The organism is Streptomyces sp. NBC_00582 (assembly GCF_036345155.1).
Lineage (GTDB): Bacteria > Actinomycetota > Actinomycetes > Streptomycetales > Streptomycetaceae > Streptomyces.
In genome coordinates, this window is sequence record NZ_CP107772.1 from 2657934 (window position 1) to 2678981 (window position 21048).

Sequence of the window (21048 nt, forward strand, 5' to 3'; positions counted from 1 at the left end):
GACGGCGGCCGGGCCGGGTACCAACCGGCCTTCGGTAGATCCTAGACCGGCGCATTCTCTTCACTGTGCGCGACCGCCCGGCGCTCGGTGATGGTTGCGCGCCGGTGTCGTAGGTGGTTTCGCGCCGCTTGCGCGGCTTGTGCGCTCGGCTGTTCGGGGGATTCGGCGTCATGGTTCTGGCGTGGTGGAGCCGGTCGGGCGCGTACTGATGGCACCGACCGGGGCCGCCCATCTTCCAGTCGGGAACGACGATTCGTGATGCCCGGCATCCGTCATCGTCGGCCGCGGCCCCCGGTAGAGGGGGCGTGGTGCAGCTTCCGACCACCCTGGACCCCCATTGGAGGGCCATCCATGGCTGCCACAGTAACTCTAGTCTCCTCCTCCCCAGATCCTTCGGTCGTCGGTCAGCCGGTGACCCTGACCGCGACCGTCATCCCGATCGGGGCGGGATCTCCGACGGGAACGGTCACCTTCGTCGTGAGCGGCGGGCCGACCGTGACGGCGCCCGTCGTGGGCGGTACCGCAACGGCGACGGTCAACAACCTATCCGTCGGAAACCACACGGTCACCGCCACCTACAGCGGTGACACCCACTTCACCTCATCGACGGGCTCCACGGTCCAGGTGGTCATCCAGGCGTCCACCACGACGACGGTGACCTCATCGCCGGATCCGTCGACCTTCGGGCAGACGGTGAATATCACCGCGACGGTGGCGCCGGTCGCGCCGGGCGCGGGCACGCCGACAGGCACTGTCACGTTCTACATCACCGGAGGGCCGACACTGACGGCACCGCTGGTGGGGGGAACAGCGACCGTCAGCACGAACACCCTGAGCGTCGGCTCACACACCATCACCGCGGTCTACGGCGGGAGTGCCAACTACTTGGCCTCGTCGGGCACGGACACGCACACGGTGCAGGGCCTGGGAAGCACCACGACGACGGTGACTTCGTCGCCGGATCCGTCGGTCGTGGGTCAGCCGGTGACGTTCACCGCGACGGTGGCGCCGGTCGCACCGGGCGCGGGCACGCCCACCGGAACGGTCACCTTCAACTTCGGGGACGGGTCGCCGCCGGTGACGGTGGCACTGTCCGGTGGCACAGCGACGACAACGCACGTCTACACCTCCACGACGGGCAGTCCGTTCACGGTGACGGCCACCTACAGCGGGAACGTCAATTTCGCCGGCTCTACGGGGACGGACACGCAGACGGTGACTCAGGCGGCGACGAGTACGCCGGTGGTGTCTTCGCCGGATCCGTCGGTAGTGGGGCAGTCGGTGACGTTCACGGCGACGGTGGTCCCGGTGGCTCCGGGGGCCGGGTCTCCGTCGGGCACGGTCACCTTCAACTTCGGTGACGGATCGCCGACGCAGAGCGGAACGCTGGTGGGTGGCACGGCGACGGTGACGCACGCCTACACCTCCACGACGGGCAGCCCATTCACGGTGACGGCCACCTACAGCGGGAACGCCAACTTCGCCGGCTCTACAGGGACGGACACGCAGACGGTGAACCAGGCGGCGACGACCACGACGGTCTCGTCCTCGCCCGATCCGTCGGTAGTGGGCCAGCCGGTGACCATCACCGCGACGGTGGCGCCGATGGCACCCGGTGCGGGCACTCCCACGGGCACGGTCACCTTCAACTTCGGTGACGGCAGCCCGTCCCAGGTGGCGAACCTGGTGGGTGGCACGGCGACGGTGACGCACGCGTACACCTCCACGACGGGCAGTCCGTTCACGGTGACGGCCACCTACGGTGGGAACGTCAATTTCGCCGGCTCTTCGGGGACGGACACGCAGACGGTGAACCAGGCGGCGACGACCACGACGGTCTCGTCCTCGCCCGATCCGTCGGTGGTGGGCCAGCCGGTGACCATCACCGCGACGGTGGCGCCGATGGCACCGGGCGCGGGCACTCCCACGGGCCTGGCCACCGTCAGCTTCGGTGACGGCAGCCCATCCCAGGTCGTGAACGTGGTGGGCGGCACGGCGACGGTCACGCACACCTACACCAGCACCACGGGCAGCCCGTACACCATCACCGCCTCCTACAGCGGTAACAGCAATTTCCTCCCCTCGTTCGGCATCGACACGCAGACGGTGAACCAGGCGGCGACCAGTACGACGGTCTCGTCCTCGCCCGATCCGTCGGTGGTGGGGCAGCCGGTGACGTTCACCGCGACGGTGGCGCCGGTGGCACCGGGAGCCGGGTCTCCGTCGGGCACGGTCACCTTCAACTTCGGTGACGGATCGCCGACGCAGAGCGGAACGCTGGTGGGTGGCACCGCGACAGTCACTCACGCGTACACGACCACGACGGGCAGCCCGTTCGCTGTCACTGCCACCTACAGCGGGAACGCCAACTTCGCCGGCTCTACAGGTTCGGACACGCAGACGGTGAACCAGGCGGTGACGACCACGACGGTCTCGTCCTCGCCGGATCCGTCGGTGGTGGGGCAGTCGGTGACGTTCACCGCGACGGTGTTGCCGGTGGCTCCGGGGGCCGGGTCTCCGTCGGGCACGGTCACCTTCAACTTCGGTGACGGATCGCCGACGCAGAGCGGAACGCTGGTGGGTGGCACGGCGACGGTGACGCACGCCTACACCTCCACGACGGGCAGCCCATTCACGGTGACGGCCACCTACAGCGGGAACGCCAACTTCGCCGGCTCTACAGGTTCGGACACGCAGACGGTGAACCAGGCGGTGACGACCACGACGGTCTCGTCCTCGCCGGATCCGTCGGTGGTGGGGCAGTCGGTGACGTTCACCGCGACGGTGTTGCCGGTGGCTCCGGGGGCCGGGTCTCCGTCGGGCACGGTCACCTTCAACTTCGGTGACGGATCGCCGACGCAGAGCGGAACGCTGGTGGGTGGCACGGCGACGGTGACGCACGCCTACACCTCCACGACGGGCAGCCCATTCACGGTGACGGCCACCTACAGCGGGAACGCCAACTTCGCCGGCTCTACAGGTTCGGACACGCAGACGGTGAACCAGGCGGCGACGACCACGACGGTCTCGTCCTCGCCCGATCCGTCGGTAGTGGGCCAGCCGGTGACCATCACCGCGACGGTGGCGCCGATGGCACCGGGCGCGGGCACTCCCACGGGCCTGGCCACCGTCAGCTTCGGTGACGGCAGCCCATCCCAGGTCGTGAACGTGGTGGGCGGCACGGCGACGGTCACGCACACCTACACCAGCACCACGGGCAGCCCGTTCACGGTGACGGCCACCTACAGTGGGGACGCCAACTTCGCCGGCTCTTCGGGTTCGGACACGCAGACGGTGAGCCAGGCGGCGACGAGTACGTCGGTGGTGTCTTCGCCGGATCCGTCGGTGGTGGGGCAGTCGGTGACGTTCACCGCCACCGTCGCCCCCGTGGCACCGGGGGCCGGGGCTCCGTCGGGCACGGTCACCTTCGACTTCGGGGACGGCAGTCCGGTCCAGACGGTGGCGTTGGTGGGTGGCACAGCGACGGTCACCCACGCGTACACCAGCACCACGGGCAGCCCGTTCGCTGTCACTGCCACCTACAGCGGGAACGCCAACTTCGCCGGCTCTTCGGGTTCGGACACGCAGACGGTGACTCAGGCGGCGACGAGTACGTCGGTGGTGTCTTCGCCGGATCCGTCGGTGGTGGGGCAGTCGGTGACGTTCACCGCGACGGTGTTGCCGGTGGCTCCGGGGGCCGGGTCTCCGTCGGGTACGGTCACCTTCAACTTCGGTGACGGATCGCCGACGCAGAGCGGAACGCTGGTGGGTGGCACGGCGACGGTCACGCACGCGTACACGACCACGACGGGCAGCCCGTTCGCTGTCACTGCCACCTACAGTGGGGACGCCAACTTCGCCGGCTCTTCGGGTTCGGACACGCAGACGGTGAACCAGTCGGTGACCAGTACGACGGTCTCGTCCTCGCCGGATCCGTCGGTGGTGGGCCAGCCGGTGACGTTCACCGCCACCGTCGCCCCCGTGGCACCGGGGGCCGGGGCTCCGTCGGGCACGGTCACCTTCGACTTCGGGGACGGCAGTCCGGTCCAGACGGTGGCGTTGGTGGGTGGCACAGCGACGGTCACCCACGCGTACACGACCACGACGGGCAGCCCGTTCGCTGTCACTGCCACCTACAGTGGGGACGCCAACTTCGCCGGCTCTTCGGGTTCGGACACGCAGACGGTGAACCAGTCGGTGACCAGTACGACGGTCTTGTCCTCGCCGGATCCGTCGGTGGTGGGCCAGCCGGTGACGTTCACCGCCACCGTCGCCCCCGTGGCACCGGGGGCCGGGGCTCCGTCGGGCACGGTCACCTTCGACTTCGGGGACGGCAGTCCGGTCCAGACGGTGGCGTTGGTGGGTGGCACAGCGACGGTCACCCACGCGTACACCTCCACGACGGGCAGCCCGTTCACGGTGACGGCCACCTACGGTGGGGACGCCAATTTCGCCGGCTCTTCGGGGACGGACACGCAGACGGTGAACCAGGCGGCGACGACCACGGCGGTGGTGTCTTCGCCGGATCCGTCGGTGGTGGGGCAGTCAGTGACGTTCACCGCGACGGTGGCGCCGGTGGCTCCGGGGGCCGGGTCTCCGTCGGGCACGGTCAACTTCAACTTCGGGGACGGCAGCCCGTCCCAGGTGGCGAACCTGGTGGGTGGCACGGCGACGGTGACGCACGCCTACACGACCACGACGGGCAGCCCGTTCGCTGTCACTGCCACCTACAGTGGGGACGCCAACTTCGCCGGCTCTTCGGGGACGGACACGCAGACGGTGACTCAGGCGGCGACGAGTACGTCGGTGGTGTCTTCGCCGGATCCGTCGGTGGTGGGGCAGCCGGTGACGTTCACCGCCACCGTCGCCCCCGTGGCACCGGGGGCCGGGGCTCCGTCGGGCACGGTCACCTTCGACTTCGGGGACGGCAGTCCGGTCCAGACGGTGGCGTTGGTGGGTGGCACAGCGACGGACACCCACGCGTACACGACCACGACGGGCAGTCCGTTCACGGTGACGGCCACCTACGGTGGAGACGCCAACTTCGCCGGCTCTTCGGGGACGGACACGCAGACGGTGACTCAGGCGGCGACGAGTACGTCGGTGGTGTCTTCGCCGGATCCGTCGGTGGTGGGGCAGCCGGTGACGTTCACCGCCACCGTCGCCCCCGTGGCACCGGGAGCCGGGTCTCCGTCGGGCACGGTCACCTTCAACTTCGGTGACGGATCGCCGACGCAGAGCGGAACGCTGGTGGGTGGCACGGCGACGGTCACTCACGCGTACACGACCACGACGGGCAGCCCGTTCGCTGTCACTGCCACCTACAGCGGGGACGCCAACTTCGCCGGCTCCTCGGGTGCGGACACGCAGATGGTGAATCCGGCAGCGACGACCACGGCTCTGGCCGATACGCCGGATCCGTCAGTCGTCGGTCAGCCGGTGACGTTCACGGCGACGGTGACGCCGACCGCACCGGGTGCGGGAACGCCGTCAGGATCGGTGGTCTTCGACTTCGGTGACGGGAACGTCTCGGCTCCGGTGGCCGTGAGCGGTGGTGTCGCCACCACCACGCACGCCTACACGACGACCACGGGCTCTCCGTTCACCGTCACCGTTACATACGGTGGTGACGGCAACTTCACCGGGTCCGTGGCTGCGGGCAGCCACACCGTCAACGCGGCGGCGACCACCACCAGCGTCTTCGACGACCTGCCCGACCCCTCCGTGGCGGGTCAGCCGGTGACCTTCGTCGCCCACGTCACTCCGGTGGCGCCTGGAGCCGGGTCTCCGTCGGGGTCGGTGGTCTTCGACTTCGGTGACGGGAACGTCTCCGCTCCGGTGGCCGTGAGCGGTGGTGTCGCCACCACCACGCACGCCTACACGACGACCACGGGCTCTCCGTTCACCGTCACCGTTACATACGGTGGTGACGGCAACTTCACCGGGTCCACGGGCGCGGGCGGCCACACCGTGAACCCCGCGGCAACGAGCGTCGCTCTGACGGATGCGCCGGACCCGTCAGTAGTCGCTGAGTCGGTGACCTTCACGGCGACGGTCACGCCGGTGTCTCCGGGGGCCGGGACTCCGTCGGGGTCGGTAGTCTTCGACTTCGGTGACGGCAGCCCAGTCCAGACAGTGGCCGTGAGCGGTGGTGTCGCCACCACCACGCACGCCTACACGACGACCTCGGGGTCGCCGTTCACGGTCACTGCCACCTACAGCGGTGACGGCAACTTCACCGGGGACGCCGCGACGGACACCCACCAGGTTGTCTAGCAGCAGTCACAGCAGCCGACTCGAGCTCGACGGGTGTGACGCCCGGCCGGGAAGACCGGCCGGGCGTCACACCCCAGGCCCGGGTGGCGGGCGGCAGGCGTGACAGAAGAAGCCCTCGGGCCGGTGAGCGGGATCTCTCGGATCTCGACTCGCGGCCAGGGGGCTTCGTCGTGCCGGGCCCGGGGCGACCGAGGGCGGCGTGTGCCCGTCTGACGACGGCACGGGTGCGGCGGCCCGCCGACGCGCAACCGGCAGAGGCCGGGGACGGGCTCCAGCGGTTTGGGCCGCATCGGCACGACATGCCCCGTCGTTGGGCAGTGCGTGCACGCTCGCGATGACAGGAAGCCCTTCGGGGCGCGAAGGTGACGTTGTCGGGTATTCCGGCGGTCCGGCAGCGGGCTGCGTCCTCGGTCCATGAACGCGGGACATACAGCTCCCGGTCTATCGCTGCGTGCCCGAGTGGAGTCGAGTAGGCAAGGTAGACGGCGACCTGGGAGTTCTCGATGCGCCCGGCAGTGCCGGTGTACTGGCGCTGCACCCCCACCGTGCCGTGCCTTTCTTCAGGTCGCCGGTTTCATCCACGACCAGCACCGCATCCTCGTGGTGCAGGTGCTCGACGACGAAGCCGCGGAGGTCATCGCGTACCGCGTCGGCATCCCACTTGGCCCTAGACAGCAGGTGCTGCAGGCCGTATGGGTTCGCGTCCCCGCCATGCTCCGCAAGTGTCCAGCAGTTCTTGCGCGGCAGGTCCGACAACAACCCGAGCACGAACGCCCGTGCCCGGCGCCGGGGTTCCACCCGGACGAACCGTCACGCGATACGGCCCATCAGGACCTCAAACCTTCCTGCCAGCGGGCAGGATCTATGCTGTGACCTGCGGCCACCGCCTGATCTTCTGTCTTCACACACCGATGATCACCGGTGGCCGCAACCGTTCCCGGACCATCCCCTCCCAGCAAGATCGGGATCTGGACCCGAGCATCAACTCTGGAGTTGAATCAGCTGATGGATATGTCCTCCCGAGAGATCCGCATGTCCCTCAGCGAGGTCGTCGCAGTACTGCAGGACCTGAACGAGTCGTCGTGAGCAATTGTCAAGATCTGTGGATGGGGTTGTCCGCTGGGGTGCGCCGGTATGGTGAGTGCGGGCCGTGACTGGCGCTGAGGTGGAGTACCACCGGGGAGCGGCCTGACGTCTCGTCGATGCCGTGCGCCTGGGCACCTCACCGTGGAGCTCAGGAGTGGCACGTGATGGAGACGCAGCAGGCACGGCTGATGGACGGTACGGACCTCGCCCGCCGAATGACCGAGACCAGCGCGGCAGCAGCCGAGGACATCCGTCGGCGCACCGGGGTGTCCCCCTGTCTGGCGACTGTGCTGGTGGGAGAGGACCCGGCCTCGGTCACCTATGTCCGGATGAAGCAGGCCAGGTGCGCGAAGGCCGGCATTCACTCGAGGCACGTGGCCCTGCCCGCCTCGGTGAGCACCAGCGGCCTGGTGGAGGCCGTCACCGCGCTGTCCGAGGATCCGCATGTGCACGGCATCCTGCTCCAGCACCCGGTGGGACCGCACATCGATGAGCGCGCGGCGTTCGAGGCGATCGCCCCAGACAAGGATGTCGACGGGGTCACCATGCACTCCTTCGCGGCGATGGGGTTCGGCCTGCCCGGCTTCGTCTCCTGCACGCCCGGAGGGATCATGCGCCTGCTGGACGAGTACGAGGTCGACCTCACGGGAAAGCACGCCGTCGTGGTGGGACGCAGCCCTATCCTCGGCAAGCCCGTCGGCATGCTCCTGCTCGGGCGGGACGCCACGGTGACCTACAGTCATTCCCGCACCGTTGACCTGCCCTCGATCGTGCGCGAGGCGGACGTCCTGGTCGCTGCGGTCGGCCAGCCGCGCTTCATCAACGGGGCGGACATCAAGCACGGAGCCGTGGTGATCGACGCGGGCTACAACCCAGGCAACGTCGGGGACGTTGACTTCGACACGGCCCGGCAGCGGGCGAGCCTGATCACTCCCGTGCCCGGCGGTGTCGGTCCCATGACCATCGCTGTCCTCCTTGCGCAGACCGTCGACGCGGCAGCACGTCAGCTCATCGGGTCCTGACCGAGGAGGAGCTGGCGGCCGGGGCCGGTCGGCCGCTCAGGCTGCCAGTTCCTCTCGCTCGACCAGGACACCGTTCTCGAACTTCGCTCCGGCCCGGACCAGGGGAACCAGGTGGGCACCGGTGATCGCGCGCCAGCGTGCCTGAGCGGACTCGACGAGCTTGAACACCATCGCCAGGGCCGCCGCGGGGCTGCCCGCACCGCGGGTGACCTTCGTCCGCAGCTTCACCGTGGAGAACGTCGACTCGATCGGGTTCGTCGTCCGCAGATGGACCCAGTGCTCCGCCGGGAAGTCGTAGAACGCGAGCAGTTAGTTCGTCCCTGTCGTCGGTGATCTTCGCGACCGCCTTCGGCCACTTGGTCCCGTAGGAGCGGGCGAAGGCCTCGATCACCCGCTCTGCGTGGGCCCTGTCCTCGGCGTTGTAGATCTCCTGCATCGCCTTCGTCGCGCCGGGCTGGGCCGACTTCGGCAGGCAGTTGATGACATTACGAGACTTATGAACCCAGCACCTCTGCGGTCGAGCGGCGGGGAACACCTCGGCCAACGCCCGCCACAGGCCCATCGCGCCGTCGCCGCGACCAGCTCGGGGTCACGCATGCCCCGGCAACGGCAGTCTCGTAGCAGGTCCGCCCACGACTCGGTGGACTCGCGCAGCCCCTCGGCCAGCGCGATCAGCTCCTTCGTGCCGTCCAGGCGGACGCCGAGCAGGACCAGGACGCACGAATGGGCCTGCCCGAGCCGGACCTTCGGGTGAACCCCGTCGGCCCAGACATAGACGAAGTAGGCGGCGTGGTCGTCGCTCCATTGCTTGGTCAGCCGGGTCACGGTCGCCGGCGACAGGCCAGCCGTGCCGCCGAGGAACTGCTCCAGCGCGGGCACGAAGTCCCCGGATGACAGTCCGTGCAGGTAGAGGAGCGGAAGCACCTCGGAGATCTTCGGGGACTTACGGCACCACGGAGCCAGGATCTTCGAGGAGAACCGCTTCCGCTCGCCGGTGGCCTCGTCGACGCGGCGATCGTTCACCCGCGGGGCCCTCACCTCGACGGGCCCGGCGGCGGTGACCACGGTGCGTGGCCGGTGGTGGCCGTTACGAACCACCAGGCGGTGCCCGCGCTCGTCGGTCTCGGCAGTCAACTCGGCTATGTACTGGTTGACTTCCGCCTCCAGCGCGGCGGCGAGCATGCGCCGGGCGCCCTCACGCACGATTTCGTCGATCAAGGAGCCGGACTGGGTGGAACCCTCGTCAGTGACTACGCTGAGCACGGCGTGCCTTCCCGACCCGCGCTGCAACGCAGGCCTACTCGGTGACCATCAAAGGGATCAGTCGGGAAGGTACGCCTTCCGCGTCCCTCCCGGGGCTGATCCACAAGTCCCGAGCATTGCTCGTCGGCCATGACACAAACGGCACGAGACACCGTCCACGGGGGGCCTCGCGCAACCCTGCGAAGGACTCCTGCCGAGGCGTCTCGGGTCGTACCCTTCGAGCAGCTGCCGGCGTGGCGTTCACCGAGTCGGGCCAGTCGGCCTTCACTTCCTGCCTGAGTTGCCTGCTTCGCCTGGTCAGCCGGCACGAGGTGATACGGGTGTCCTGCAACACCGCCTCTTCACGGTCTTGGTCGTTCTTGCTGTCCTCGGTGAGCCGTGTGCAGAAACGAAATGCTTGCGGTGTCCGAGGCTCCCTGGCGTGTGCCGAGGAAGCGCGGTTCTCCGCGCCGCCTCGGCACACCGAGCCCGTCGACCGGGTGGGCCGGCCGGGCGCTGTGCGGTCTGTCAGCCCATGTCCGTCAGGAGGGCGTTCAGTTCCTTCTCCTGCTGCGCAGGCGACATCGGCGGGTTCGAATGGTCGATACCGAACGTCTTGAGCATCTTGTCCATCTGGGCGTCGATGGAGGTCCAGCCGGTCTGGTCCAGCGGCTGCAGCGACGCCTGGTCGGCGTCCCACAGGTCACGCAGCTTCTGGGCGGCCGCGTGGGCCCCGGTCTCGTTCCCCGAGCGTGCGTCCTTGAGCGAGGTGGAGGCGAGGGTCTTCAGCGCGGCGACCTTGGCGGGCGGGAACTTCTTCACCGCCTGGCCGGGGGCCATCTGGACGGCGGAGGTGTTGTCTTCCTCCGGCGCCGGGCCGACGTGCGGCTGGCCGTGGGCCCAGACCAGCAGGCCCGTGGTGGCGACGGCGAGCAGTCCGAAGCCGGCCAGCGCGACGCGCTCCTTGCGCGGGTCGCCGGTGGTGTGTGCGGCGTGGGTCGCCTCGTGGGTCTCGGTCACGTCCGAGCGCGTCACCGTCAGGTAGACCACCGTGGCCAGGATGAGGCCGAGGAAGATCAGGCTGGTGGTGAACGTGCCCAGGGCGAGACCGGTGGGCTCGCCCGGGTTCTCGGCGACCTTGGGGGAGGCGAGCCAGTCGCCGATGTTCGCGCCCAGCGGGCGGGTCAGGATGTAGGCGAGCCAGAAGGACAGCACCGGATTGGCGCCGAACTTCCACAGCAGCGTGATCGCCGCGATGAGGCCGAGCGGCAGCAGGACCGAGGCCCCCGGGCTCCAGCCGGTGAGCTCGAGGGTCCAGTCGCCGGTCGCGGTGCCGAGCGCGAAGGTAACGAGAACGGCGAGCCAGTAGAACGACTCCCGCGGAAGTGTGGTGACCGAGTGGATCGACAGTGTGCGCTCCCGCGCCCACCAGACACCGAAGACCGCCGCGAGCAGCACCGAGAAGACCGCGGAACTGATCCACAGCGGCACGTTGAGCTGGTCGGTCAGGATGTCGGTGTACAGGGTGCCCGTGACGCTGACAACGACCACCGTCAGCCAGTAGGGGAACGGGACGTACCGCTTCAGCCGCAGCTGGACCGCTAGGACCCCCACGAACACCGCGGTGAAGATCCAGGCCGTGTTCACCAGGCCGACGCCCAGCTTCATGTTGATCCAGTCGGCGAAGCTCTCCCCCACGGTCGTGCACAGGATCTTGATCACCCAGAACCAGATGGTGACCTCGGGAACCTTGTTGAGCATGAGACGCCCGCTGCGCGTGCGCGCTTCCGTTGTCGTTGTCATGCGCCGAGGTTTACGCGGGGAACCTGCAAGCAACCTGACTACGTGGCCGCACACGTGGCGGGGAAGGTCACCTCGACATGACCGCGACCGTCCGCGATCGCGCGGACCTCCACACCGGCCGAGGCAGCGATGCGCCGGGCCACCGGCAACCCCAGCCCGTACCCGCCACCCCCGGTGACCCACGCCTCGAAGACCCGGTCGACCTCGTCGGGATCGAAACCGGGGCCGTCGTCCAGGACATCGACCACGATGGCCTCGCCCTGGTTGCGGGCCGTGATCCACACCCGGGACTTCGCATGTCGCAGACCGTTCTCCAGCAACGGTGACAGCAGCGACACGGCGACGTCGGGCGCCACGGCCGCCTCGACCTTCGCCGGAAAGGCGATCTCGACCGCGCGGCCGCCGATCGCCTGCCGCGCGGCGGAACGCAGATCACACCGGGTCCCCTCGTCCGTCCTGGCTCGCGCGGCGCGCAGGATCGTCGTGATCGCCGCATCCAGGCGGGCGACCTCGCTCAGCACCGTCTCCGGCCCCACCGGCTCACCGGACAACTGCGCCAACTGCGCCTCCCCCCGCAAGACCGTCAGCGGTGTCCGCAGCTCGTGGGCGATCTCATCGGTGAGACGGCGCTCGTCCGCCAGCGCGTTGTCGACGCGCTCCAGAAGACGGTCCAAGGTCTGTCCCAGCTCCCCGAACTCATCGCGGGGTACGCCGAGGTTGAAGCGCCGCCCTGGTTCGTGCCGGCCCCAGTCGTCGGCGAGGGCGGCCATCTCGTGCACGACCCGCAGCGCGCGGCGCACCACGAGGTGTGCGACCCCGCCGGCGAGGAGGATCGTGAGGCCGCCCAGTATCAGGGACAAGGTCAGGCTGCGCTGCTCGGACGTCTCGTAGGGCGTGAGGTCCACCCGGGCGATCACCATGACGTGGTGGCCGTCCATCGGGACCTCCCGCGCGTACAGGAGGTAGTCGCGGGCCGACGCGGTCTGCGAGCGGCCCGAGTCCGCGAGCTCCTCGACGCGACCGACCAGGCTCGGCGGGACGTTTCCGTCGATCAGCCGGCCGTCGGCGTACACCCAGGCGACCTCGTCCAGCGCCTCGCTGCCGTTTTCCGTGAGTACGACACGGCCGCCTCTGGCGGTGACGTTCGCCGCCACCGCCTCGGCGCGCGTATGTGCCAGATCGTGCGCGTCGGCGTCCGTCACCCGGCTCAGCAGTACGTGCGAGACCACGACCAGGATCGCGACCACGGCGGTGGCGATCAGCACGGTGAGTGCGACGACCCGTTCACGGAATCCCGTCACTGCCATCGGTAGCCCACGCCGCGTACGGTCGCCAGACGCTCGGCCACGCCCAGCGAACCGAGCTTCGCCCGCAGCCGGCGCACATAGGAGTCGAGGGTGTTGTCGCTGACCTGCGCCCCGTGCGGCCAGCCGGCAGCGACGAGGGCGTGGCGGCGTACCGCGTCGCCCTGCGAGGCGATCAAACGGCCCAGCAGCCGGAACTCCGTCGGGGTCAGGCTCATGCTCACCGCATCGTAGGTCACCACGTGCTTCGCCGGATCGAGGACGACCTCGCGCGGGGTGGGCGCCACGGTGGCCCGGCGCAGCAGCGCACGGACGCGGACCAGCAGTTCCGGGATGTCGAAGGGTTTGGTCATGTAGTCGTCGGCGCCGGCCTCGAAGCCGCCCACCTTGTGGTGCAGGCCGTCCAAGGCGGTGAGCATCAACACCGGCGCGTCGACACCACGAGCCCGCAGGGCCAGGCACACGTCGCGGCCGTCGGCGTCCGGGAGCCCGAGATCCAGGACGACCAGATGGGGCGCCGGTGCGAGCTGCCGCAGCAAGCTGTCGGCCGTGGCGGCGACGGAGACGGTGTGCCCGTCGTGCTCCAGGGCGCGCTTGAGGACGCCGCGGACCGCCGCGTCGTCTTCACACACCATGATGAAAGCCACGGGCTGACCCTAGATACTCCCGTCCCAGTTCACCATCTGCCCTGGTCAGCCGCCTGACGGTCGGGGAAGCAGTCCGCTGTTGACGGCCTCACGTGCGGGCCGGCCCGCTTCAAACCATACGGTCACAGGTATCGACGCCTGTCGCATCACGGGGACATGCTGCGGAGAACCCGAGCGCTTGGACGAACTCCTTGCGGAAGTCGGCATCGAGCCCTTCGACGAGTACGTCGCGAAGTCCTCCATGGCCTGACGCTCCTTCCCAGGCTCGTCCGGTGGATCACTGCCCGGGCTCACCTGTCGCAGGCAATGGTCCGCCGGGCAAGCCCGGGCAATCAGCGTGCCGAGCCCGGCCAGTGCGCCAGCCCGTCGAGGGCTGGCGCCTGGCTGGTGGCCTCCTGCGGCGAGTCGTAGAACTCGTAGGCGTCGGCCAGGCCACCATGCTGGAAGACGGTGCGCATCCGGGCCGAGGGGCACGTGATCCGCAGCGAGCCCTCGCGTTTCCGGATGCGTTTGGTAAGCGCCACGACGGTGCCCAGGAACATCGAGTCCAGGAAGGGCACGAAGCACAGGTCAAGGACGAAGTTGCGGTGTCCCTCGTCGAGAAGCCGGATGACTGCCTGGCGTATCAAGGCGTGGGTGTGGATGTCCAGCTCGCCGTCGACGTCGACAACGGTCCAACCGTTGACGACGTCGCATGCGATGGCGATCTGCTCGGTGCGGACGATGCTCCGGCGCATGGTCCGTCCCTCCTCGCGGTGCCAGGAAGCGCAAGGCCCCCTGCGACGCGTTGCACGCCTGTCAGCGGGGGTTTTGCGTGCAGATGCCGCCTGCCTCCATCCAAGGCGTTTCCCGGATGATCGCAAGCCGGGCAAGACGTCGGCGCGGTGAGGAACGCAGGCCCCGCGGCGGTCCCCTGCATGGCACACCACGCAGCTGGTGCCCCGGTCCGATGCGGCCTCAAGCCGAAGCGGGCACGCCCTCCGTGCGTCCCCCTGCACGGCCCGCATAGGAACGAGCACCCCGCGGCCGTGGCCTGGATGTCTCCCGGTCGGTGGCACCGGGCCGGGCGAAGGCGACGTCGTCCCGCAGACCGCAGTGGAACAGCTCCCGGGTTTTGCCCCCGCATTACTGCTCCATGACCTTTTGACTACAAGTCTGTAGTCATGATGGTCCAGTTTTAGTTAGGGTTGCCTACGCTAATGGGCGCTGCTCGTACGGAGGCCGCCCGGGGAGGGTCGCATGTGGGATGCCGCGTTTCCGAGTTTCCTGATCGGGCTGCGGGAGGGGCTCGAGGCGGGACTCGTCGTTTCCATCCTGGTGGCGACCCTTGTGCGGGCGGATGCCCGCTCCCGGCTACCGCAGGTGTGGACAGGCGTACTCGCGGCGATCACCCTCGCCATGAGTTTCGGCGCGGTCCTCACCTTCACCGCGGCCTCCCTGTCGGCGACCGCGCAGGAAGCCTTCGGCGGCACCCTCAGCGTGATCGCGGTCGCGTTCGTCACCGCCATGGTGTTCTGGATGCGCCGCTCGGCCCGCAGCCTGTCCGGTGAGATAAAGGAGAAGGTCACCGGCGCCCTGGCCATGGGCTCGGGCGTGCTGATCCTCACCTCCTTCCTCGCCGTGGGCCGGGAGGGTCTGGAGACCGCGCTGTTCCTGTGGACCACGGCCCGGGCAGCCGGCGAGTCCTCCGGCCCTCTGACCGGCGCCGCCATCGGGCTGCTCCTGTCGGCCGCCCTGTGCTGGGGCCTGTACCGGCGGGTCCTGAAAATCAACCTGACGAAGTTCTTCACCGCCACCGGCGCGGTCCTGATCGTGATCGCGGCCGGCGTTCTCGGTTACGGGCTGCGCGACCTGCAAGAGGGCGGAGTGCTGCCCGGCAAGGCGGCCTACGCCGTCGACCTGAGCGGCAGTATCGACGCCGGCTCCTGGTACAGCACCCTGGTGCAGGGCGTGTTCAACCTGATGCCGGTCATGACCTGGCTGCAGGTCTTCGGTTACGCCGGCTATCTCGCCGTGGTCATGACGCTGTTCGTGCGCGGCCTGCGCGCCACGGTGCCGAAGCCGGCCTCCCGCAAGGCGGCACCGGCCCCGGACGCTCCGACGCCCGCGCGGCGCCGCCCTGCCTGGGTGGTTCCCGTCGCCCTCGTCACCGTCCCCGCGCTCCTCGCGGGCCTCGCCGTCGCCTTCGGCCGCCCCAAGCCCGGCGCCGCCCAGACCGTCGCCGTCTCGGAGAAGGACTGCGGCGAGGGTTTCACCGCGCCCAGCCCCGGCCGGCAGACCTTCCAGATGCACAACACCGGCGACAAGACTGCCGAGGTGTACCTCATCGACCCGGCCACGAACGCCGTCTACGGCGAGATCGAGGGCCTGGCCCCCGGCACCACCCGCGCCCTGGTCGCCACTGTCGCCGACGGCGCATACGCCTGGCGGTGCGTACCCAGCGGCGGCACCACGGTCACCTCCGAGGCCGTCCGCGTCACCGGTGGCGGGGCGGCGAAGGCGGTCGTCCCGGTCTCGGAACACGACCTCTCCGGCCCGCTCGCGCAGTACCGGACGTACGTCGACGAGGGCCTGGCCGCCCTCGTGCCCCAGACCCGCACCCTGGCCGAGGACATCAGGCACAACCACCTCGGCAAGGCCCGCACCGACTGGCTCACCGCGCACCGCACCTATGCCGCCCTCGGCGCCGCCTACGGCACCTTCGAGGACTTCGACCAGGAGATCGACGGAAGGGCCGACGGACTGCCGGACGGCGTGCACGACAAGGATTTCACCGGCTTCCACCGCATCGAGTACGGCCTGTGGCACGGCGAGCCCGCCACCTCGCTCACCGCGCCGGCCCAGCGACTGGCCGCCGACGCCGCCGGCCTGCGGAAAGCCTTCCCGCACCAAGACTTCGACCCGTCCGACCTGCCACTGCGCGCCCACGAGGTCCTCGAGAACACACTGCAGTTCGAGCTGACCGGCGACACGGACGAGGGCAGCGGCACCAACCTCGCCACCGCCGACGCCAACCTCGCCGGCACCCGCGAGCTGCTCACCGTCCTCAGGCCGCTGCTCACCAGCCGCTCTCCGCACCTGCTGCCGACCGTCGACGCGGACGTCGCACGGCTGCAGAAGCTCCTGGACTCCGCCCACCACGGCAGTTACTGGACCCCCGTCGGACAGCTCGACGCCACCGCCCGCGCCCGCGTCAACGGGGCCACCGGCCAGCTGCTGGAGGACCTCTCCCCCGTCCCAGACCTGCTGGAGATCCGGAAGTCCGCCTGATGACCACCGCACACCACCGCATCGACGACCCCGTACGCACCGAAGGGAACGCCCCCATGCCGTCCGCCGAAACCCCCGCCCCGCAGGGTGGCTGCCCGGTCGGCGCCGACCGCCGCTCCTTCGTGAAGACGGCCCTCGGCGCCGGAGCAGCCGGCGCGGTTCTGGCCGGCGGCGGGCTCGCGCTCGCCGAGAGCGGCGGTGGCACCGCACAGGCGGCCGCGCAGACGGAGAACGCCGCCGAAGTGCCCTTCCACGGCCTCCACCAGGCCGGCATCATCACCCCGGCGCCGGCCGCTGCCACCTTCGTCTCCTTCACCGTCATCGCCGAAGACCGCGCGCAGTTGGTGGAGTTGCTCAAGACGCTCACCAGCCGGGCCCGCTTCCTGACCTCCGGCGGCATCCCCGCCGATCTCGGCGTCGGCGCCCCGCCCTCCGACAACGGCATCCTCGGCCCGACCGTCCCCGCCGACGGCCTGACCATCACCGTCGGCGTCGGCGCGTCCCTCTTCGACGACCGCTACGGTCTCGCCACGGCCAAGCCCCGCCGCCTGACTCCCATGCGGACCTTCCCCAACGACAACCTCAAGCCCGCCGAGTGCCACGGCGACCTGTCCCTGCAGATCTGCGCCAACCGTCAGGACACCGTCCTTCACGCGTTGCGCGACATCGCCCGGCACACCCGTGGGGCCATGCAGATCAAGTGGCGCATCGACGGCTTCCAGAACACGCCCCGCCCCAGCGGCGCCCAGCGCAACCTGCTCGGCTTCAAGGACGGCATCGCCAACCCAGACGTCGCCTCGTCCCGGGAAAGCAACCGCCTCATATGGGTCGGGGGTGGCGCCGGCGAGCCCGCATGGGCCAAGGGCGGCAGCTACCAGGTCATACGGATCATCCGCCTGCTCGTCGAGTTCTGGGACCGGGTCTCCCTCACCGAGCAGGAGAAAATGTTCGGCCGCCGCAAGGACACCGGCGCCCCGCTCGACGGCGTCAAGGAGACCGATGTCCCCAACTACGCCATGGATCCGCACGGCAACGCGATCCCCCTCGACGCCCACATCCGCCTCGCCAACCCACGCACCGCCGCCACAGACGACTCCCGCATCCTGCGCCGCGGCTACAACTACGACCGCGGAATCGACGATGTCGGCAACCTCGACATGGGCCTGGTCTTCTGCTGCTACCAGCAGGACGTCAAGCGCCAGTTCGAGGCCACCCAGACCCGGCTGATCGACGAACCCCTCGTCGACTACATCTCACCCACCGGCGGCGGCTACTTCTTCGCCCTGCCAGGAGTCCGCGACACCAAGGACTGGCTCGGCCGCGGGATGCTCACGAGCTGACACAGATTCCTCAAGCCCGCCCCCGTGCCGTGCCGCCCCGGCTTTCGAAGGTGTCCGTCGCTCCATGCCCGGCCGCGCAGCGGCGTGGTGACCAAAACGCCCGATGCCTGCTCGCACGTTCACCACTCAGTGGGCGGGCGTGGACCGCACGGCCCGGGTGAACCACAGCAGAACCAGCGCGGCGACCTGGATGCCGGCGACGACCACGATCAGAAGGGGAACGGAGACGTCGTACAGCACCCCGACCAGGGCGCCACCTGCCAACGCAGCCGCTCCCATGATCCCGGCGAAGACGCCGTACGCAGTGGCCCGGCGGCCCACGGGTACAAGGTCGGCGACAGTGGCACGCAGCGTGGACTCCTGGACCCCGACGGCGGCGCCCCACACCAGTGCACCCGCCACGGCGGCCCCCACCGTGTCGGTGAAGGCGAGGGCCGGAACAGCGGCGGACAGCAGCGGCAGGACGACCAGGACCTGGGCGCCGAGCCGGTCGTACAGCCAGCCCGTGGCCAGCGCCGCCACCGCGTCAGCCGCCATGGCCGCCGCGTACAGCACCGGCACCATCGCGGTCGGCATCAAGTGGCGGACGACCAGGTGATAAGAGAGCACACCGAAGGTGGCGAAACCGGTCAGGGTCGCTGCGGTGAATACCGCGTAGGCCCAGAAGGCCCGCGGCAGCCTCCTCTCGCGGGATCCGGCGGGAGGCGACTGCTCGGGCGCCGCCGTGCCGACGGCGGTCTCGTAGCCCACCGGATCGGGGACCCTGGCACGCAGCCAGAGCAGCAGTGCGACGGCGGCCACGCCGGGCAGCGCGAGCACCCCGAGCGCCGGAGCGTAGTCGCCGCCGGTCAAGGCGAGGACCCCGGCCACCGTGAGCGGGCCGATGAGCGCGCCGACCTGGTCCATCGCCTCGTGCACCGCGAAGCCGCGGCCCCGGCCGGTGCCGGCGGTGGCGTGCGAGAGCAGCGTGTCCTTGGCCGGGGAGCGCACGGCCTTGCCGACGCGTTCCGCGATCACCAGGGTGCAGGCCACCCACAGCACGCCGGTCAGGCCGAGCACCGGGACTGTGGCCGCGGTCAGCACGTATCCGGCGATCGTCCATGCCCAGAAGCGGCGGCTGCGGTCGGCCAGCGGTCCCGAGGCCAGACGCAGCCCGAGCGCGGCGGCCTCACCCGCCCCCGTGACCACGCCGACCACGGCCGCGGAGGCGCCCAGGTGAGCGAGCAGCGGGCCGGTGACGGAACGAGCGCCCTCGTAGACGAAGTCCATCAGCAGACTGACGCCCCCAAACACCGCCACGAACCGCCACGCTGAGAGCTCCCGGGCAGGTGGGTTCGACGGCTCGGGCGTGGCGGACGTGGTGCGGGCTGGCTTCATGGACTTCTCTCGAGGCTGTCGCGTGCCCGGCAGGCCGGACATGGCTTCTTGGACGTCGGACCACCTCCTGGGAGCACTCTCCTCTTCACCGGACGATCCGGCAGACGCATCTTCTCTCGACACAGCAGTCAGGTGGGGAAGCGGGCGCAGGACAGGAGGCAGGGCCGCGGACGGGGCGAGACTGCGGTGCTCCTGAGTGTGGGCGTAACCCGTCCGACCAACCGGTACGGCCAACAGCGCGGCCGACGAACCCGCCGTACCGAGGTCGAGACCGCCCTTCGCGATCGGCTTGGTCAGGAAGTTCCGGCTGTCGCGCCGAGCGGGCGGACCAGCACGAACGCGATCCGGAACAGGAGCACGTTCGGCACGACGGGCACCCCGCCTTCTCGTTGAGCAGGTCGGCCGCGGTCTCGCCGGCCGTCGTGCACAGCACCTTGGTGATCCAGAAGTAGGCGGTGACCTCGGGGACTTGTTTCAGCGCGGAGGGCGGCAGGGGCGAGCGGAGGCACTCGTGCCGGGTTCGGCCTCGGGAGTCTCGGAGAGTTCGTAGGTCATGGGCAGACGCTGCCAGCGGTTACCTGAACGCATCCTGACTGCCGCGCGGCTTTCCCGGCCCGCCGGGTCCGGCCTGATCACGATGGGGCCATGCACACCCGCGCCGCGTCCTGGCTGCGGCACCGGCTCGGCCGCGCCGTCGTCCTCTCCTACGCCCTCGCCCTGATCCTGCCTGCCCCCGGGCTGTGGCTGCGCCGCCCCCATCCCTTGCCGCCGTCGCACCTGACAGTGCACATCGCACCGCTGCTGCTGTCCCTGGTGCTGTTCTCGGCCGGGCTCCAGGTCCCCGTCCGCGCGCTGGGTGCCCTGTTGCGGCATCCGAAGGCCCTGCTCGCCGGCCTCGTGCTGCACCTGGCGATCCCGCTGGCGGTCGTGCCGTTCGTCGCCTTCCTCCTGCGGCGCACCCCGGACACCGACGGCGGCAGCGGACTGCTCACCGCGATGATCCTCGTCGTGGCGATGCCCGTCGCCGCCGGGGCTACCGTGTGGACCGACAAGGGCGAGGGAGATCAGCCGACGATGGTGGGTCTCGTCCTGGCCTCGACCCTGCTCAGCCCGCTGACCACCCCCGTGCTGCTGGCGACGCTGTCGCCGCTGCTCAGCGGCGGCTACGCGCACACCCTCGCCGCGACCGGCCGGCTGGCCCAGGGTGGATTCGCCCTCACCGCCGTGGTCCTTCCCTGCACGGCGGGCCTGCTGGGTGCAGTCGTCCTGCCCGCGCGATGGCTGGGCCGCCTGGTCACGACGGTGGCGCCGTCGGCCATGGCCGGTTCGCTGGTCCTGACCTACGTCAACGCCAGCGGCGCCCTCGGATCCGTCCTCACCCGGCCACGCCCGCTGCTGTTCGCCGCCGCTCTGGCCGTGGCCGCCCTGGTCTGCCTGCTCTCCTTCGTCCTCGGCCGGGTCGCCGCCCGCCTCCTGCGGCTGGAGGCGGCTACCGCCTCGTCACTGACGCTCGCCTGCGGCATGAACAACAGCAGCGCGAGCGCGGTGCTGATCACCGCGTCCCTGCCCGACAAACCGCACCTGCTGCTGCCGGTCCTCGCCTACGGGCTGCTGCAGAAGACCGCCGCGAACCGGATCGTCACCCGGCTGCGACCGGCTCCCACCGCAGCAGGCGCCTGAA

Annotated in this window: 10 protein-coding genes, 4 pseudogenes and 1 riboswitch; of the genes and pseudogenes, 6 read left to right on the forward strand and 8 right to left on the reverse strand. The window is 69.8% G+C overall.

Features of this window, described 5'->3' with window-relative positions; translation table 11 throughout:
- Positions 1–351 precede the first annotated feature (351 nt).
- Positions 352–6276 (forward strand): Ig-like domain repeat protein, encoded by a 5925-nt coding sequence (locus OG852_RS11520; protein ID WP_330347892.1) that lies wholly within the window; start codon positions 352–354, stop codon positions 6274–6276.
- Between the two features lie 310 nt (positions 6277–6586).
- Here the strand turns inward: OG852_RS11520 and OG852_RS11525 are convergent.
- A pseudogene (locus OG852_RS11525) lies at positions 6587–7142 on the reverse strand (IS701 family transposase); the annotation flags it as partial.
- A 274-nt stretch (positions 7143–7416) separates the two neighbouring features.
- Positions 7417–7502: riboswitch (ZMP/ZTP riboswitch) on the forward strand.
- Positions 7503–7526: 24 nt separating this feature from the next.
- Between OG852_RS11525 and OG852_RS11530 the strand changes: the two are divergent.
- Complete coding sequence (locus OG852_RS11530) at positions 7527–8384, forward strand: bifunctional 5,10-methylenetetrahydrofolate dehydrogenase/5,10-methenyltetrahydrofolate cyclohydrolase (protein ID WP_133917032.1); 858 nt, start codon at positions 7527–7529, stop codon at positions 8382–8384.
- Between the two features lie 36 nt (positions 8385–8420).
- Here OG852_RS11530 and OG852_RS11535 read toward each other — a convergent pair.
- The 4 genes and pseudogenes from OG852_RS11535 to OG852_RS11550 all read right to left on the reverse strand — a co-directional run bounded on the left by OG852_RS11535 (position 8421) and on the right by OG852_RS11550 (position 13380).
- A pseudogene (locus OG852_RS11535) lies at positions 8421–9647 on the reverse strand (IS256 family transposase).
- Positions 9648–10154: 507 nt separating this feature from the next.
- Complete coding sequence (locus OG852_RS11540; protein WP_330347894.1) at positions 10155–11429, reverse strand: COG4705 family protein; 1275 nt, start codon at positions 11427–11429, stop codon at positions 10155–10157.
- 38 nt (positions 11430–11467) lie between these two features.
- Positions 11468–12736: a sensor histidine kinase gene (locus OG852_RS11545; RefSeq protein WP_330347895.1), complete on the reverse strand. Its 1269-nt coding sequence runs from the start codon at positions 12734–12736 to the stop codon at positions 11468–11470.
- Positions 12727–13380 carry a response regulator transcription factor gene (locus tag OG852_RS11550; RefSeq protein ID WP_133917035.1) on the reverse strand — a complete coding sequence of 218 codons (654 nt, stop codon included), beginning with the start codon at positions 13378–13380 and terminating at the stop codon, positions 12727–12729. Before OG852_RS11550 ends, OG852_RS11545 begins: the two co-directional genes overlap by 10 nt.
- A 160-nt stretch (positions 13381–13540) precedes the next feature.
- Between OG852_RS11550 and OG852_RS50955 the strand changes: the two are divergent.
- A pseudogene (locus tag OG852_RS50955) lies at positions 13541–13630 on the forward strand (DUF6624 domain-containing protein); the annotation flags it as partial.
- Between the two features lie 82 nt (positions 13631–13712).
- On the opposite strand, the gene OG852_RS11555 reads toward OG852_RS50955, so the two are convergent.
- The gene (locus OG852_RS11555) at positions 13713–14117 is read right to left on the reverse strand and encodes an STAS domain-containing protein (protein WP_133917036.1); all 405 of its coding nucleotides are present in this window, start codon (positions 14115–14117) and stop codon (positions 13713–13715) included.
- Positions 14118–14619: 502 nt separating this feature from the next.
- On the opposite strand from OG852_RS11555, the gene efeU reads away from it, so the two are divergent.
- Entirely contained in the window at positions 14620–16650 is a 2031-nt protein-coding gene (gene efeU / locus OG852_RS11560) for an iron uptake transporter permease EfeU (protein WP_330347896.1), read from the forward strand.
- 56 nt (positions 16651–16706) lie between these two features.
- Positions 16707–17990: an iron uptake transporter deferrochelatase/peroxidase subunit gene (gene efeB, locus OG852_RS11565; protein WP_330351433.1), complete on the forward strand. Its 1284-nt coding sequence runs from the start codon at positions 16707–16709 to the stop codon at positions 17988–17990.
- Between the two features lie 126 nt (positions 17991–18116).
- Here efeB and OG852_RS11570 read toward each other — a convergent pair whose 3' ends face one another.
- A complete protein-coding gene (locus OG852_RS11570; RefSeq protein WP_330347897.1) occupies positions 18117–19289 on the reverse strand; it encodes an MFS transporter in 1173 nt (390 codons plus the stop codon).
- Between the two features lie 454 nt (positions 19290–19743).
- Positions 19744–19922: pseudogene (locus OG852_RS11575) on the reverse strand (hypothetical protein); the annotation flags it as partial.
- 90 nt (positions 19923–20012) lie between these two features.
- Between OG852_RS11575 and OG852_RS11580 the strand changes: the two are divergent.
- Positions 20013–21047 (forward strand): sodium-dependent transporter, encoded by a 1035-nt coding sequence (locus tag OG852_RS11580; protein WP_330347898.1) that lies wholly within the window; start codon positions 20013–20015, stop codon positions 21045–21047.
- Position 21048: the final 1 nt, after the last annotated feature.

Bases quoted from the DNA above. Each gene is read 5' to 3' on its own strand.
- OG852_RS11540 (WP_330347894.1), bottom strand. From the start codon at position 11,429: ATGACAACGACAACGGAAGCGCGCACGCGCAGCGGGCGTCTCATGCTC.
- OG852_RS11580 (WP_330347898.1), top strand. From the start codon at position 20,013: ATGCACACCCGCGCCGCGTCCTGGCTGCGGCACCGGCTCGGCCGCGCC.
- efeB (WP_330351433.1), top strand. From the start codon at position 16,707: ATGCCGTCCGCCGAAACCCCCGCCCCGCAGGGTGGCTGCCCGGTCGGC.
- OG852_RS11530 (WP_133917032.1), top strand. From the start codon at position 7,527: ATGGAGACGCAGCAGGCACGGCTGATGGACGGTACGGACCTCGCCCGC.
- efeU (WP_330347896.1), top strand. From the start codon at position 14,620: ATGTGGGATGCCGCGTTTCCGAGTTTCCTGATCGGGCTGCGGGAGGGG.
- OG852_RS11545 (WP_330347895.1), bottom strand. From the start codon at position 12,736: ATGGCAGTGACGGGATTCCGTGAACGGGTCGTCGCACTCACCGTGCTG.
- OG852_RS11520 (WP_330347892.1), top strand. From the start codon at position 352: ATGGCTGCCACAGTAACTCTAGTCTCCTCCTCCCCAGATCCTTCGGTC.
- OG852_RS11555 (WP_133917036.1), bottom strand. From the start codon at position 14,117: ATGCGCCGGAGCATCGTCCGCACCGAGCAGATCGCCATCGCATGCGAC.